This is a genomic window from Neobacillus sp. B24 (assembly GCF_055381825.1).
Map to the genome: position 1 here is coordinate 5,034,942 of NZ_AP035777.1, position 16,207 is coordinate 5,051,148.

Annotated in this window: 16 protein-coding genes and 1 pseudogene; 8 read left to right on the top strand and 9 right to left on the bottom strand. The window is 41.1% G+C overall.

The window, feature by feature from the left end; all coding sequences use genetic code 11:
- The first annotated feature begins 126 nt into the window (after nucleotides 1-126).
- Nucleotides 127-1,747: pseudogene (locus ACZ43M_RS24785) on the top strand (MFS transporter).
- Nucleotides 1,748-1,829: 82 nt separating this feature from the next.
- On the opposite strand, the gene ACZ43M_RS24790 reads toward ACZ43M_RS24785, so the two are convergent.
- Entirely contained in the window at nucleotides 1,830-2,261 is a 432-nt protein-coding gene (locus ACZ43M_RS24790) for a PaaI family thioesterase (RefSeq protein WP_464505191.1), read from the bottom strand.
- Between the two features lie 780 nt (nucleotides 2,262-3,041).
- Between ACZ43M_RS24790 and ACZ43M_RS24795 the strand changes: the two genes are divergently transcribed.
- From ACZ43M_RS24795 to ACZ43M_RS24805, 3 genes are all read left to right on the top strand, one after another.
- Complete coding sequence (locus ACZ43M_RS24795) at nucleotides 3,042-3,908, top strand: tyrosine-type recombinase/integrase (RefSeq protein WP_464503641.1); 867 nt, start codon at nucleotides 3,042-3,044, stop codon at nucleotides 3,906-3,908.
- Nucleotides 3,905-5,047 carry an IS91 family transposase gene (locus ACZ43M_RS24800; protein ID WP_464503642.1) on the top strand — a complete coding sequence of 381 codons (1,143 nt, stop codon included), beginning with the start codon at nucleotides 3,905-3,907 and terminating at the stop codon, nucleotides 5,045-5,047. The genes ACZ43M_RS24795 and ACZ43M_RS24800 overlap by 4 nt, the downstream gene beginning before the upstream one ends.
- Before the next feature lie 452 nt (nucleotides 5,048-5,499).
- Nucleotides 5,500-6,942 carry a DHA2 family efflux MFS transporter permease subunit gene (locus ACZ43M_RS24805; protein WP_464505192.1) on the top strand — a complete coding sequence of 481 codons (1,443 nt, stop codon included), beginning with the start codon at nucleotides 5,500-5,502 and terminating at the stop codon, nucleotides 6,940-6,942.
- Nucleotides 6,943-7,121: 179 nt separating this feature from the next.
- Here the strand turns inward: ACZ43M_RS24805 and ACZ43M_RS24810 are convergent, their stop codons facing one another.
- A complete protein-coding gene (locus ACZ43M_RS24810) occupies nucleotides 7,122-8,018 on the bottom strand; it encodes an aldo/keto reductase (protein ID WP_464505193.1) in 897 nt (298 codons plus the stop codon).
- A 67-nt stretch (nucleotides 8,019-8,085) separates the two neighbouring features.
- Nucleotides 8,086-9,030 (bottom strand): aldo/keto reductase family protein, encoded by a 945-nt coding sequence (locus ACZ43M_RS24815; protein ID WP_464505194.1) that lies wholly within the window; start codon nucleotides 9,028-9,030, stop codon nucleotides 8,086-8,088.
- Nucleotides 9,031-9,271: 241 nt separating this feature from the next.
- Between ACZ43M_RS24815 and ACZ43M_RS24820 the strand changes: the two genes are divergently transcribed.
- Nucleotides 9,272-9,619, top strand: coding sequence for a winged helix-turn-helix transcriptional regulator (locus ACZ43M_RS24820; RefSeq protein WP_464505195.1), 348 nt, complete (start codon nucleotides 9,272-9,274; stop codon nucleotides 9,617-9,619).
- 71 nt (nucleotides 9,620-9,690) lie between these two features.
- Here ACZ43M_RS24820 and ACZ43M_RS24825 read toward each other — a convergent pair whose 3' ends face one another.
- Together ACZ43M_RS24825 and ACZ43M_RS24830 are read right to left on the bottom strand one after the other, a co-directional pair.
- Nucleotides 9,691-10,617, bottom strand: a complete 927-nt coding sequence (locus ACZ43M_RS24825; protein ID WP_464508107.1) for an IS3 family transposase — start codon at nucleotides 10,615-10,617, stop codon at nucleotides 9,691-9,693.
- Nucleotides 10,518-11,081, bottom strand: coding sequence for a transposase (locus tag ACZ43M_RS24830; protein WP_464505130.1), 564 nt, complete (start codon nucleotides 11,079-11,081; stop codon nucleotides 10,518-10,520). Before ACZ43M_RS24830 ends, ACZ43M_RS24825 begins: the two co-directional genes overlap by 100 nt.
- A 121-nt stretch (nucleotides 11,082-11,202) precedes the next feature.
- Here ACZ43M_RS24830 and ACZ43M_RS24835 point away from each other — a divergent pair, with 121 nt between their 5' ends.
- Nucleotides 11,203-11,679, top strand: coding sequence for a GNAT family N-acetyltransferase (locus ACZ43M_RS24835; protein WP_464505196.1), 477 nt, complete (start codon nucleotides 11,203-11,205; stop codon nucleotides 11,677-11,679).
- Nucleotides 11,680-11,812: 133 nt separating this feature from the next.
- Here the strand turns inward: ACZ43M_RS24835 and ACZ43M_RS24840 are convergent, their stop codons facing one another.
- From ACZ43M_RS24840 to ACZ43M_RS24855, 4 genes are all read right to left on the bottom strand, one after another.
- On the bottom strand, nucleotides 11,813-12,895 hold the full coding sequence (locus ACZ43M_RS24840; protein ID WP_464505197.1) for a Gfo/Idh/MocA family protein: 1,083 nt from the start codon (nucleotides 12,893-12,895) through the stop codon (nucleotides 11,813-11,815).
- A 393-nt stretch (nucleotides 12,896-13,288) separates the two neighbouring features.
- Nucleotides 13,289-13,939, bottom strand: coding sequence for a class D sortase (locus ACZ43M_RS24845; protein WP_464505198.1), 651 nt, complete (start codon nucleotides 13,937-13,939; stop codon nucleotides 13,289-13,291).
- 4 nt (nucleotides 13,940-13,943) lie between these two features.
- Nucleotides 13,944-14,369, bottom strand: coding sequence for a hypothetical protein (locus tag ACZ43M_RS24850; protein ID WP_464505199.1), 426 nt, complete (start codon nucleotides 14,367-14,369; stop codon nucleotides 13,944-13,946).
- 537 nt (nucleotides 14,370-14,906) lie between these two features.
- Nucleotides 14,907-15,068, bottom strand: a complete 162-nt coding sequence (locus ACZ43M_RS24855; RefSeq protein ID WP_464505200.1) for a hypothetical protein — start codon at nucleotides 15,066-15,068, stop codon at nucleotides 14,907-14,909.
- Between the two features lie 627 nt (nucleotides 15,069-15,695).
- Here ACZ43M_RS24855 and ACZ43M_RS24860 point away from each other — a divergent pair.
- Both ACZ43M_RS24860 and ACZ43M_RS24865 read left to right on the top strand, forming a co-directional pair.
- A complete protein-coding gene (locus ACZ43M_RS24860; protein WP_464505201.1) occupies nucleotides 15,696-15,914 on the top strand; it encodes a DUF1659 domain-containing protein in 219 nt (72 codons plus the stop codon).
- 70 nt (nucleotides 15,915-15,984) lie between these two features.
- Nucleotides 15,985-16,203, top strand: a complete 219-nt coding sequence (locus ACZ43M_RS24865; RefSeq protein WP_464505202.1) for a DUF2922 domain-containing protein — start codon at nucleotides 15,985-15,987, stop codon at nucleotides 16,201-16,203.
- Nucleotides 16,204-16,207: the final 4 nt, after the last annotated feature.

Genomic DNA, 16,207 nt, shown 5'->3' on the forward strand with positions numbered 1-16,207 from the left:
ATCAGTAAAAATCCTTTGTAATAATCCCCCTAACTATTTATAATTTAGGTTATAGCTCTATTTTTTTTATCAAAAGTGACACTTGTGTCACTTTAAATTCTTCATAAAATAAAAGGAGATGAAGGTATGAGTAATAAATCGTCGAGTTCCACATGGGCGATTACATTGTTCTGTTTCGGGGTATTAATGGCCGCTCTCGATAACGGGATTATTAGTGCTGCTCTCACAACAATTAACAGTTCGTTCGATGTTTCAGCCAACTGGGGGGGCCTGGGGTGTAACGATTTATACACTAGGCTTAGCCATTAGTATTCCGATAGTAGGGAAAATTTCCGATCGCTACGGCCGGAAAAAACTATTTATCGTGGAAATTGCCCTATTTGGACTTGGTTCATTATTGGTAGCTTTAAGCCCGAATTTTGGATTTTATTTAGCAGCCCGGTTCATCCAAGCAATGGGCGGCGGCGGAATCTTCATCATTGGCAGCTCCCATGTGTTAAGTACATTCCCAGCTGAAAAACAAGGGAAAGCACTTGGGATGTTAGGGGCGATGAATGGGGTTGGGGCGATTCTAGGACCAAACCTTGGCAGCTTGATTTTGGATATAACGGAAAACTGGCATTTCCTCTTCCTGATTAATGTGCCAATTGCTGTGATATTAGCTGTTTTGGGTGCCTTGAAAATCCAGGAGACGAAGGAAGCTTCTGTTGGGAAACTTGATTTAATTGGAACAATTCTTTTATCATTAGCCGTTCTGAGTATCATGTATGGTCTAACAAACATTGAAGGGGTGTCTTTACTAGACAGCCTGGCAACTCCTGATGTTTATGGCTACTTATTAGCAGGAATGATTTTATTTACCGGATTAATCTTCTATGACCGTACTTTAGAAAGTCGCAATGGGGACCCGATCTTACCAGTCGGCCTGCTCGTCCGCCCTACCTACTTACTGACATTATTAATTGGGGCGTTATCCGGTGCCTTACTGGCAGGAATGATATATATCCCTGCTTTTTCAGAACAAGTATTAGGAATCGCTGCGGAAAACTCAGGCTATTGGATGACACCATTGGCATTAGCATCCGGCTTCGGTGCCGCATTTGGCGGGATTCTTGTTGATAAAAAAGGACCGATTCTTGCTGTGTTTCTATCTGGTTTGGTAACGGCGATTGGCTTTGTCCTATTCCCAACATGGATTGATGTGAAATGGCAATTTATCATTTCTTCCTGTATCGCTGGTCTTGGGATGGGGATTCTTTTAGGAGCGCCATTGAATATTTTAGCGACTGAGCGTCTTGAAAAAGATAAAGGGTCAGCACTAGCGGGACTCTCCCTCTCCCGTCAAATTGGGATGACGATTGCCCCAGCCATTTATGCTGGATTCATTGTACGCGGGTTTAACCAGCTGCCAAGTCTATTCAAAAGTGATTTCAGCAAAATTTTACAGAAGAAAATGGAAAATGCTGATTTAAGTCCAGAGGCGATGCAAGAATTCCAGCAGGTAGTCAGCACCATGTCTACCAGTCATCCCTCATCGAACACAGACTACACAAAGATATTGGAGCAAATCCAGGATCCAACGTTAAAAGAGATGATCCAATCCAGTGTCGACCAAATCACCTTAATCGCTGCACAAAATGGCTATGGCGGGTTATTCTATTCAACCGTCGTCATTGCAGCAATTGTTGTGCTATTAGCCATTATATTAAAACCGATTCGCATCCAAGCCCTGCAAGAGAAAGCATAATTTGTTCAACCCCAGGGGTCCCCAGGGGGACGGTTCTAGTGGCGCAGGCGCCAGCAGAACCGTCCCTCTGGTCCCGCCCTCGTCACTTGTCATATCGATAGAATGTTCCAGTGGTTGTGCACAATAATTCGCCTTCTTCGTTCCGGACGTCTGCTTCCATGAATGAAATTTTATAGCCTTCCTTTTTATAACGAGAGGTGGCAATCAATTTTCCGGACTTCGTCGCTTTAAAAAAAGACGTCTTCAATTCCAGCGATACATAGGGTGCGTCCTTCACCCGAAAGTTTAGATGACCCATTGCTGTGTCAGCGAGAAAGGTAAAGATGCCGCCATGCACGATTCCAGCCGGGTTATACATAATGTCAGTAACTGGACACGTAATGGTACAGGTTCTTGCCTCATCATTATAATCAAACTCAAACTGCAGCAGCTTGAACATAAAGATACTTTCTGGTTTGATGGCGTATGTATCATAAGCATGCTCCATATGTGCCATAAATTCTTCCTTGTTCACCGACGATCCCCCCAATGTTAATAGTTCTCACCATATATCATAGCATATTTTTTAGAATTTTTAGATTATGGTACCAAGTTAAGGTGAACTAGGAAATATGGAAGCTGTTCACCATCTACGAAATGAACAGTCCGACGGCAACGAAAGCCAACTTCCAAATGGATTAACGGGAAGCCTTATCTTCATTTATGTGGTCAGGTGTTAATATTAAAAATAAGCGTAGATTTACGATTAAGCCGCCAAATAGAGCCCGATTCGGGTTATTTAAGCGGAGATTTTTCCGCTATGCAAAGAAAAATGACCCATTTTCACGTTTTTCTAGTCAATAGACGGAATCTCTCCGTTTATTAAAGCCCTTTTTAGTACAAATTTTTTAATTAAGGGAAATTTGTCCGCTTAATTATCAAACTCGCTTTAGATCTATACCCTCAGCACCACTTCCTCAATTGTTGGGGAGGAACTACGGGGACGGTTCTCCTGGAGATCCCGAGCCGCTGTCCTTCGGGACCACTAGAAGAACGAAATCGCTACGCGATGGCTTTTTAAAACCCCACTCGCACCTAAAAAAGTATAAAAAAAATGAAAAAGTATGTTCTCTGTGGTATTGTTTTATCGCCAAACAAAACAACCAAGGAAGGACATACTTTTTCACTTGAAGATTATATCACGCACTTTCCAAAAAATAAATCTACATATTTTCCCTTTTCCAAACAGGGCTCCTCCTGCCTTCTGATTATTGATCTATTACTTAGCTATTAATCAACATCAGGAGGAAACATCATGAATCAATATGAACAAAAAGTGGAGTTATACTTTGAGCTTAAGGGCACCCCGGATTCCTCAAAAGAATCGTACTGGCGCAGAATGAACGCTTTTCTGAGTTATATGCAGGAACACACTAGACCCATAGAAGAAATGACCTTGGAGGATGTCCAACAATACATCCTTTACCTCAAAAAAGACAAGGGTCTATCCCCAGGAACCATTAATAATTACATTTCTGCGATTAAGTTCTTCTATACCTATGTTTTAGAAAAGGAATGGAATTCTATTAAGGTTCCGAGGATGAAAAGAGCCCAAAGTTTCCCTGTCATCCCACCTAAAGAAGAAGTTCTTTTACTATTAAATTCAACCAATAACTTGAAGCATAAAGCCATTCTTGCATTAATTTACGGCAGTGGACTTCGAGTTAGCGAAGTAGCTAAATTAAAAATTTGCGATATTGATAGTAAGAGTATGCGAGTTCGCGTCCAAAACGCTAAACACAATACCAATCGATATACCATTCTATCCGAGACAGCACTGATAGTGCTGAGGGAATATTTTAAACATTACTTTTCCAAAGATTATACACGGAATGATTGGTTATTTCCAGGTCGAGATAAGTCGGACCCTATTCATGTCAAAACGATAAAAAATACCTTAATTAAGTTAAAAGACAAGCTTCAACTTGATCCGAATATTTCTGCTCATACACTTAGACATTGTTTTTCCACGCATCTTTTAGAAGATGGGGTGGAACCAGTGTTCATCCAACAGATGCTTGGGCATAAGAGTTTGAAAACTACTTTAACGTACCTGCATATGACCTCCAAGAGTGTCATGGGAATCAAGAGCCCCTTAGATACCGGAGGGGATAAGGCATGAGTACAATCCAAGAAATTTTTCGGAAATTCTATCCCATGTATGTAGAAAAGTACAGACCATCAAAAGGGCAAGCCAAGGCAGCTAGGGCAATCATGAACTGCAGAACGGCCACCCTCGGTGGCCATGCCTATGGATGTCATAATTGTGGTCATACTCAAGTAAGTTATAATTCTTGCCGGAATCGGCACTGCCCGTCGTGCCAAGGGGTGACAAAAGAGGTCTGGATTGATAAAAGGAAAAAGGATATCCTTAACGCCCCATATTTTCATGTGGTTTTTACCATGCCGGAACAGCTGCACATGTTAATTTATCATAATCAGAAACTACTTTATGATTTAATGTATAAAGCCGTCTCGGAGACCTTATCGGAACTAGCCCAAGACCCTAAATATTTGGGAGCCCAAATCGGTTTTTTTTCTGTCTTGCATACTTGGGGTCAAAATTTGCATTATCATCCTCACATTCATACCGTGGTATTGGCTGGAGGATTAAACAAACTAAATCGCTGGTGTAACTCCAGTCATAAGTTTTTCATCCCTGTAAAAGTGTTATCTAAGAAATTCCGTGGGAAGTATCTATACTTTTTAAAGCAATATTATGAACAGAACCGACTCCAGTTTTATAACGAGGCAAAGAGTTACGAAGATCCAAAACAATTTCAGCGGTTAATAGACAAATGTTATTCAATAAACTGGTATAGCTATACGAAAAGAACCTTCTCAGGTCCATTGGCAGTGGTGCAATATCTTGGCCGTTATACTCATCGAATCGCGATCTCCAATCAACGAATTATTTCAATTGGTAAAGATACTGTCACCTTTCGGGCAAAAAATTATCGGGACAATAGTCGGAAAAACACTATTACGATGAGAGGTGTGGAATTTATTCGCCGATTTCTCATGCATATTCTCCCGAAGGGATTAGTGAAAATCAGGCATTACGGAATACTGGCCAACCGGAATAAGAAAACCAAACTAAGAATCTGCAGGATTTTAACCCAAAGCCGAGTCTACAAACCAGCTTTTGAAGGACTTAGTACCATTGAAATAGTTTCTAAACTTATTGGGAAAGACATCACTTTATGTCCTTCCTGTAAAAAAGCACACCTGGTGGCTGCCGTATCAGACGGGCTGCCTTAAGCAGAAAAAACTGAATACCATTTTAAAAAGCCTCTTCAGTGGGGAGGGGGAAAGTTTACCCAAAAACAATGAAAATCAAAGAGGAACGCTGGTAGCAGATTCAAAATAGAAGAAAAAACAAAAATTAATAGGGTAAGAAAAAGATTGAATCCCCATAGAGAAGGGGGCCGCGACTTCATTCTTCTCGGGCAATCAAAAATTTTGCGCAAATGGACGCGTTTCATTAGAAAGCACTAAGGCACAGCTAGTTCAGTTCACTAGCTGTGCCTTTTTACGCGCAAAACTTCCGATTGTCCCCTATAAGAACCGTCCCCATGGTCCTTAGCACCGCTTCCTCAATTGTTGCCCTCGAGGATTGTTTTGAGACAGACCTGGGGGCTATTTTTTTTTGCAATTGTTTGTTTAAATAATATGTGTATTCTCTATGATAAAAGGTCAATGAAAGAAGGTAAATGGTGGAAAAGATTGATTCAGGGAGACCGCAATACGGGATGATTATCATCCTTATGTTCGGTGCTTTCATTTGCGTTTTAAATAATACATTATTAAATATTGCTTTACCCTCCATAATGGTCGATTTAAAAATTGACCCAGCTACTGTACAGTGGGTAACAACTGGTTATATGTTGGTGAACGGGATATTAACGCCAGCTTCTGCATTTATCATTCAAAAATATAGTATAAAGAGATTATTTTTATCAGCCATGATCCTTTTTTCGCTTGGTACGATCATCGCCGGAAGTGCGTACCATTTTCCCATTCTTTTGTTAGGGAGAATGACTCAGGCTGCCGGAACATCCATTATGATGCCATTACTTTTAAATGTGATGCTAGTGAGTTTCCCGGTTGAAAAAAGAGGAACAGCGATGGGAATTTATAGTCTTGTTTTTACAGCGGCTCCAGCAATTGGTCCAACTTTATCGGGCTGGATCATTGAACATTATGATTGGAGAATGCTGTTCCATTTTGTAGCCCCGTTGACGGTGATGGTTGTCATAATTGGATTTTTCCTATTAAAAAGTCATCCAGAAAAGAAACCGATCACATTGGATAAAATGTCGCTGGTCCTCTCTAGCATCGGTTTTGGGAATCTATTATACGGATTCAGTGCTGCCGGAAAAAATGGATGGAACTCACCGGTTATTATTATTACGATCGTCACAGGAATCATTTCAGTTGTCCTTTTTGTGTTAAAGCAGACACGACAAGAGAGTCCTATGCTTAATTTTAGAATTTTCACCTATCCGATGTATGCACTTTCATCCGGAATATTGACCGTAACACAAATTATCATGTACTCAACCATGATGATACTCCCCATCTATGTTCAGTCCGTTCTTGGTATTTCACCCATTGATGCGGGAATTATGATGCTGCCTGGTGTCATCGTAACCTCTATCATGGCGCCGATTGTCGGCAAAGTGTTTGATAGATTTGGCGGAAGAGTGATGGCCATTGTCGGTCTTAGTATCATCATTTTAACAACTTGGTATTTTAGCGTTCTTTCGCTTGAAACCTCATACGCCATGGTTACGATTATGCATACAATCCGGATGTTTGGGATGTCGATGGTCGCGATGCCGGTACAGACAAACGGTTTAAATCAACTGCCAAAAGAGTTGTATCCGCATGGAACGGCAATGAACAGCACAATCAACTATATGGCAGGAAGTGTTGGTACGGCCTTCCTATTCACAATCATGACAAAGAAGTCAAACGAAGTCATTCAATCAGGCAGCGATACTCTATCAGCGATGCTGAGCGGAATCAACCATTCGTTTTTCATGACCCTATATCTTCTCATTTTTGCACTTGTTTTAGCACTGTTCATTAGAAGAGGTTTTTTGCCGCAAACCAAAATAAACGTCAATAATGCCGGTACAGAAAGACGATAATGAATATCACGCATACTTCAACCAAGAAAATGTACCTGAAAGAAGTTAGGCACAGCAACGATATGTAATACAAAATAAAAGTGCAGAGCTTCCGGCGGAAAACCCTGCACTTTATTGTTATATCTTATATTAGGACCATCCAAAACTAATCGGACGATTTAATGATGGCACTCGGATGGCTATTCTTTTACGAGATCAAGCTGCGCCGCTCTTGCATTTACCTCTACTTGTTCCACACTTTTACAGCCCGGGATGACAGTGGTGACGGCTGGATGCTGCAAGCACCACGCCAGCGCCCATTCTGCCATATTGACTCCCTCTGGCAGTTCATTCTGTTGAATTTGCTCCACCAAGCGCAGCTTCTCATCCACATCTTCTTGAGTGCGGCGTTTTCTTACTTTATCGCTAAACACAGCACCCGGTTTATATTTTCCACTCAAGAACCCACTTGCCAAAGGCACTCTCGCTAACACACCCAGGTCCTGTTCAATACAAGAAGGAAAAACTTGCTCCTCTGGAATTTGGTCGATTCGATTATACACAACTTGAATCGCTTTTGCCCCAACCTTTGTGGCGTTAGAAGTTTGATAGATATTATTGTTATTTGCGATCGAAATCCCCAAGTTTCGAATTTTTCCTGCTTGTACTTGCTTATCCAACATGGTCCATAAATCATCGTTATTAAAATCATCATCTGTTCCTGAATGGAATTGATAAAGGTCGATATAATCGGTCTGTAATGACTTTAAAGATTCCTCTAATTGGACACGGACTTCATCGACACTCCAAGCATGGCCCCATTTATCATGCCAGATATGGCCAAACTTTGAAGCCACGACCCAGTCTTCACGACGGTCTCGAGAAAGAAAGTCCCCTATAAAGCGTTCAGACAGATGATGAGGCCCGTAGCATTCCGCTGTATCAATCAAATTAATGCCCAATTCCTTCGCTCGCGTCAGAATGGCATCTACCTCACCTTGATTGAAGTCCCTCCCCCAATCGCCGCCAAATTGCCATGTACCGACCCCAATGACTGAAACATTTAAATCAGTTTTTCCTAATCTTCTATACTTCATACTTTTCACCTCTTTCATGTATGAAAAGAGGCCATAGATACTATGACCCCTATTTTTTCAAAAATTACTATTCCAGAATGCCCTCGATTTTTTCAATAACCTCAGCTGAGAGTTGAACGTCAACGGCTTTCACGTTCTCTTCCACTTGGCTTGGTTTACTTGCACCGATTAACGTACTTGAAACGTTCGGCTGTCTTAAAATCCATGCCAATGCAAGTGTAGGCAATGTGATTCCCAGTTCACTAGCCACATTCTCCAGCTGATCCACTCTGCTAAAAATCGTCTCATTCAGCATTCTTTTCATAGAGCTATTAATCGATGCGTTTGAGGCCCGGCTATCTTCAGGAATGTTATTCCCCTTGTATTTTCCGGTTAACACGCCCTGAGCCAGCGGGGAAAAGACCACCTGTCCCACACCGTATTTTTCACTGACAGGGATCACTTCTTTTTCAATATAACGGTGGAACATGTTATATTGCGGCTGGTTCACCACAATGCGGTCTAACAAGTATTGATCTGCCACTCGAATCGCTTCTTCAATTTGGGCTGCGCTCCATTCACTTACACCCGCATAGAGGATTTTTCCCTGGCGAATCAAATCATCAATAGCCCGTAAAGTTTCTGTCACTGGAGTTTCTGGGTCATAGCGATGGCAGTAAAAAATATCAACATAATCTAAATTCATTCTCTTTAAGCTGGCATTCACTTGTTCCGTTACATGCTTTCTAGATAAGCCGCGGTCATTCGGGCCTTCTCCCATTGGCCAAAATGCTTTTGTGGTAATCACATAGGACTCACGTGGATACTCCTTCAGCGCTTGAGCCATAACACGCTCACCTTGACCGCGCTCATACACATTAGCAGAATCAAAAAAATTAACCCCTAACTCATACGCCTTATGTATCGTCTTCTCAGCCACATTATCTTCAACAGACTTCCCATAAGTCAACCAGCTGCCTAAACTAATCTCACTTACCTTCAAGCCCGTCTTTCCCAATCTTCTGTATTTCATATCAATAGTTCCTCCTCTCGGAACCACGGGGACGGTTCTCCTGGTGCCCGGGACCGTCTCCAAACACGGCACCACCAGAACCGTCCCCACGGCCCCCATCCTTGTAAGGGTTTTCTTCCCTTTCAGAAAAGTATATGTTTTCTAAAATGAAATAACAATTACTGAAATTTATTTGATATAATTACGTCAACAATAGTTGCTTTAAAAAATATAGTTACTACAAGAAAGAGAGGGATTATTTATGAATCTTGTAAACCGATCAGAGAGCCAATTAAAACAAACTGAAAGAGTACATGTGGAATGTTCCATTGAAAAGGCACTAAATGTCATTGGCGGAAAGTGGTCCTTTCTCGTACTTAGAGAGCTGTTTAAAGGCACGAAACGTTTTGGAGAATTACAAAAGTCGATAACCAAAATTAGCCCAAAGGCATTAACCGATACATTAAGACACCTAGAAGAACAAACTATACTCATTCGAACCGTATACCCAACAGTACCAGTCACAGTCGAATACAAACTAACCGAAAAAGGACAAGCACTACATAACATCATAAAAGAAATGAAAAAATGGGGAGCTGCCTGGGGATAAGTGCCTTGGAACCACGGGGACGGAACCACGGGGACGGTTCTGATGTGACCCCCAAAAGTTAGAGTTTTATATTATGCAGCTAATTGGCTGGTATGGTTTCGGTATTGAACCGGACTCATGCCAGCCAATTTTTGCTTTATACGCTTGTTATTATAGTAATCGATATATTCTTTTATTCTCTTTTTTAATTCCTCATATGAGCACAGTGCTTCCCCATAATACATTTCTTGTTTTAGTAATCCAAAAAAGTTCTCCATTGGCGAATTATCTAAACAGTTTCCTTTACGCGACATACTTTGGAACACCTTATATTTCTTGAGGGTTTTCACCCATTTATTATGTTGATAATGCCACCCTTGATCAGAATGTATGGTAGTTCTAAACTTTGAATCTTTTACTATTTCTAGTGCTTCCTGGAGGGGAGTGAGAGCTAATTCTAAGGTTGGCCGCATACCTATCCCGAATGAAATAATTTCACCATTGAACATATCCATAATTGGATTTAGATACAGTTTTACACCATCTAAACACTTGAATTCCGTCATGTCTGTGGTTAATTTTTGATGACACACATTTGTTTTAAAACGGCGATTAATAAGGTTCTTGGCAACTGTTCCAGTCGAACCCTTATAAGAACTGTACTTGCGTGATTTTAATCTGAATTTATCTCCCTTGAGCCCAAGCTTATTCATGATGCGTTGCACCTTTTTATGATTCACTTCAACTCCACGGTTTTGCAATTCTAATTGAATACGACGATAACCATAATTTCCGTTGTGTTCCTCGAAAATGGATTGAATAAGTTCCTCCAGCTCCTGGTCTGGATTTTCTTTATTCATCATTTTTATATGATAATGGTAGGAGGATTCAGGGATGCCGACTATTTGTAAAACATCTTTTAGTTTGAAGGTTTCTTTGAGTTCGAATGATAATGCTGCTTGTGCTTTTCGAGATACCCCTCCGGATCCATCTGAAAAGCTCGCAACTTTTTTAAGTATTCAACCTCTAAACGTAAAAGTTCGTTTTCTCTTTCCAATTGTTGTTTATATGTCATATCGCTCTTTTTTGTTTGTTTGTCTTTTTTGTTTTTAGCTATATCAGACATGGGTGGCCGTCCTTTCGGGCTTTTCAGACCTTCAGTCCCACCCTCTAAGAATACTTTTTTCCATGAGGATATTATAGCCGGGTTGGTTATCCCAAAGTGAAGGGCTGCTTCAGTTTCTGAAGAACCTGTTCTTTTTATAAAGCTTAATACATCCAGCTTTAATTGAACAGAGTATCTTTTATTAGACTTATTATTCGCTAATCCTTTTTGTCCGAACTTCTTGTAAATTTTTACCCATCTTTCAATGGCTGATTTCCCCTTAATCCCATGTTTCTTGGCAAGAGCTCTATATCCAAGTTTTCCTTCTAGATACTCCCTAACCACCATAAGTTTAAATTCTTCACTATATTTACCCAAAAATAAACACCCCAAAAGTCAGATTTTCGCTCTAACTTTTGGGGTGCAGTACATTCTACTGGTGCCTTAGAAATAGTAAGTGATAAAACTGTGAATCACGTATAAAAAAGGTGGTGCAACTATGAGGTTAATAATGTATTGTGACAAGATCTATCGTGACAGTCCGCTTCCTTTGCCGCCGAGCTATTCGATTCGAACGTTTCAGTCTGGAGATGAAACAACGTGGGCAAGAATTGAAACACTTGCCGGGGAATTTGCAGACGAAGGAGCCGCTTTACAACGATGCCACAGCGAATTTCACGGATACGAAGCCGACCTGAAGCAGCGTTGCTTTTTCCTGCAAAATCCTGAGGGAGAGGCGATTGGGACAATTATGGCCTGGTACGGGGAGTTTGAAGGCAGGAGGATTGGACGAATTCACTGGGTGACAATCATCCCGGATTATCAAGGAAAAAAGCTAGCCAAACCGTTGTTAACCTATGCCCTGTCCCAGATGTGCAAGTACCATCAAGAAGCTTATTTAACTACACAAAAACATAATGAACGAGCCATTGCTCTGTATGAAACATATGGATTTCATGCGATTGAGACCGCCTGAACAGGGCGGTATGTTTCTGCTCTGATACACATGAGTAATTAAAATGAGGAAGCGGGGGTTACCTGCTTCCTCATTTCTTCTAATGGGGGTTCTCCCCCACTTATTATAATGGTGAACTTCCTGCTAAAAGTGGTTACTTATCAAATCTTCCTTTGAAGTCAAGCGTGCTGCATTTATCCATTGGTAACTTTACACTCTTACCTTCTGCAGCTGATTTATAAATCGCAAGCACGAGTTCCAAAGCACGTCGGCCATCCTCTGCAGTAACATAAGGGTCCCGATCATTCTTAATCGCATCAATTACATCGGTGTATAATGGATTGTGTCCGAATCCATAAACATTTGGGGGATTCTCCTGATACTTTGCCTTAACTTCTTCAGGGTCGTCTTTCCCATCGGCAAAGTGCCATTCCTCAATAATATTGACTGATTTCCCACCAGCTTTAACCGTTCCTTTGTCACCAAAAATATATAACGTTTCTTCCAGGTTTTGCGGATAAATATTCGTGGTTCCTTCGACAATTCCGTAGCTGCCGTTTGCAAATTTAATCAGTGCAATACCTAAGTCTTCCGCTTCAATGAAGCTATGTCTCATGTTATCCGTCATACCAACAACTTCGACAATTTCGTCACCCATCATCCAACGTAACAGGTCAATATTATGAATACATTGATTCATAAGGGCACCGCCATCTTGCTCCCAAGTGCCGCGCCAAGGGGCTTGCTTATAGTAATCTTCCCCACGGTTCCAACGAATATGAGCAGTGCCGTGCATTAATCTGCCAAAGCGCTCCTCTTCGACGGCTTCTCTGATTTTTTGAATGGATTTATTAAAACGATTTTGGTGACAGGCACTCACTTTAACGTTCTGTTCTTTTGCTTTGTTAATAATTTGGTCCGCTTCTTCCAATGAAAGGGCAATCGGCTTTTCAATAATCAAATGGCTGCCTGCCTCAATGCAATCCAACGCAATTTGCCCGTGTTTGCCACTTTCTGTACAAATAGCAATTAATTCAGGCCTTTCCTTTTCAAGCAACTCCTTATAATCTGTATACAAGCGAGTGGTTTTTGGAAGATTAAATTTGTCCAGTTTATCTGCCATGTTTTCAGGAATTACATCACATAATGCAACCATTTCGAGATTGTTTTCTAATGCAGCTGCAATATGATTTGGTGAAATCCTTCCACAACCAATGACCGCATATTTTAGACTCATGACGCCACACCTCTACATTAAATTTAATAATTTTTAACAGGGATATTGCCTATGTATAGCTTTTGCATGCTGCCGGATAAGAACATAATCCATCATAGTATGTACACTTGGGACAAAAACTATATCAACTTTTCAACTAAGGCAACTATTAATCCTAACATCCCTTTTTTACTTTACCATACTCATCATCATTTGGCACATGATAACCACGGCCATATAACAGAAGGTGACCATCGTTGCCACTGCGACGTAAACCGCTCTTAAATTAACCTATTCTCTTGGATTTGGAATTAAATAGACAGAACAAGCATGGATAATTACTTGGGCCTTCCGATACTGTCCCTTGTTTCTCCCCATAAAAAAGAAGCAGGGAACTATTCCCTGCTTCCCTTATCAGGAGGCTTTATCCTCCACAAGTGGATTGCTAATTAGTTTTGTATAGACGATAAACCGCTGAGGGGCGTTTCCAATATAGGTGAATGGATAACAAGTCGACAGGGTTAACGTCTCATAATCTGTTGGCACAGCCACGGTTTCATCGTCGGCATCTACAATCTTGGTGTCGGTGGCTACATAAATAAAATCACCATATGGAGTGGAGAACGTAATCTGATCTCCAAGTTTTAGCCCTTCTAACTTCCGAAAAACAGTATCCCGATGGCCGCTTAGGAGCACGTGTCCTCCTTGTCCCGGGAGAGTACTGCCTGCCATATGACCGATGCCCATTTTAAGTTCATTGTTATGGGTGCCTTGAACAACCGGATACGACAAATCCAAAGAAGAAATCGTCAACCGCCCAAGCCGTTCACCTGGAGCAGGCATAGTCGGCCATGTCTCGGTATCGAATACCCGTTTCACCTGGGTAGGTTCATATGGCTTCACGACCGTCTTGGCCAAAAGGGTTGTTTGCTTTGTCATCTCCCAGCCAAATACACTGATCACGGTCGCCCCTGCAATGATTAATAAGATGGGGATGCTAATCAAAACCCACTTTAACCTGTTGCGATTTCTTCTTTTCCTTTTTCTTTTTTGTTTTTGTTCCATTGGATTAAGCTTGATTCTCCATTCTGCGAACCGCTCTCATCGTTGGGATGAACGCAAGCCCGCCAAAAACGATAAGCAATCCGCCAAGCGCCATGCCTGCAGGTAGGTCAGTAGCCGTCTTTGGCAGCGGAGAGTTTGGCATTGGAACAAAGTTCTTTGACTTCTCAAGACCCTTTTTAGCTTGGATGGCATCTTTTAAAGCACCAATCTTAGCATTAAGCACGGCAGGGTTTAAATCTTCTTTCTTTGGGTCAACAGTTGCCAATACGTTGCCTTTAAGGTCCTTAATTTGAAGTTTCAGTGCTTCCGCGTTTTTCGAAGTTAAACTATTCAAATCAAAGGCATTGCCATTTTCATCAACAAAAGCTATCTGTAAGTGTGCATTGCGCACTTTCCAAGGACAAACGCGCCACTTTTGCTCGATTTTCATTGGAAAGCTGTTCAGGCGTAGCAGCTGTTTTTAAAAGTTTAGCCGCAGCTTGCGCATTTTTCGTAATTCGGTTATATTCCGCTTGGGTAAGATTAATAGATTGTAAGTAAGCATATAAATAATCTACTTCACTAGAAAGAACAACTCACAATCCAGAAATCAGTATATATTTATTCGTTGTACTGGCCCATATGTTCAATCCCTTTTTTTATACGTATAATTCTGACTATTCCTGAAGGGCGGGTAATATCATTGCTAGTTACTTTAAACCCTTGTTTAGCAAGACAAAGAGACAGGCCGCCATCCCTGCTGCCAATCTCCAATGCAACGCCCTACAGTTCATTAATTCCAAACTAGTCTTATTTGACCAATAATGATGAAGTGATTTACTCCAATTTCTAACATCCCACTTAATGATTTCAATCACTAACGTATTTAACGAGTTGCTTCTCCTTCGAATTTTATTATTTAAAGGATTCCCGAAATTTCCACTAAACAATGAAAAAATGATTGATTTCGCATCAAGATGGTTTCCTATTAAAATGGAGCTTCCTCATTTTCTTCCTGCCACAACTGTTCCTTCAATACTTCATCTTGTTCTTTGAACATTTCGTATAAATAAATCATCCGTTCTACATCATGAGGCCTGTATCCTTTTTCCGTGCATTGTTCAATGAATCCTTCCCATTCAATGTTCATTTTATGACTACCCTCCTTATGTTTTCTAAAATACTATTTTGCTTCAAAGGTTCCATAATTATTAACATATATTTAAAAGAGATTCATCTCCTTACCCACATAGGCGTTAAATAAAATCTAAAAATGTAATTACACATAAAGACCGGCACGAGTGGACTCGGATTTACCATGAATATGGACTATTTATGCATTTCAAGACATAAGGGCCATAATCCAGGCTTTATTCAATATTCGTATACATTTTTTGTGAAACAAGATTTCTTTGTTAGTGTAGGGCGCACGAATTCCTAGTCTCAATATTAGTACTAATTCGCCCCCGCAAATTTAGTTATTTGATAAGTTAAATGCATCAATTCTAAACACGTCCCCACGTCCTGTTTGCCTTCTTTTGCTTCTGGAAAACATTTGTTACAATGTCCTGATATAAAATTGTGCATGTGGTTTGGAAGCTTTTCCCCTTTGTGGCGTGGTCCAAATAGCGCCCCTCTAACCAAATCTCAAAGCGTTTCTAAAAAGGTAAGGGAACCCGTAAAACCGTCCCCATGGTACTTTTTGAAAAAAAGCCCCTCCCCCCTGTCCTTTTTACCCTTAGAACGGTATATAGAGGGTGAAAGGAGGTGAGAGACGATGGCACAGTCATTTTTGGAAAGTACGAAGCTTCGTTTGATGTTTGAGGTAGGTCTTGATGACCTGGGTAAAACAATCTACAAGTCTAAAACGTTTAGTAACGTGAGAAAGGAAGTAACGGGGGATCAATTATTCCAAGCATCTATGGCGATTTCTGCTTTATGCAATGATCCGCTAAACACAGTGGAGCGCAACGACAACACCATAGTCACTGCTTAATCCCTGGAGTAAACATTAGTGCACCGACCGCGTTCTAAGATGCGGTCTGCATAAAAAAGGAGGTGAGAACATGGCAAAAACACTAGAATTGCAGTTTGTTACGGAGCTCGGCAAGACAGCCCGCCTTTCCTTGGATAATCCAAAGGAACCGATTGACGAAGCAGCAGTAAAGCAGGCGATGGAGCAAATCATCGCAGCAGATGTCTTCACATCAGCCAGCGGCCGCTACGTTGAGGCCAAGGGCGCTCGCGTCGTCGACCGCAACATCGTCGAATATGAGATTGTTTAATGAA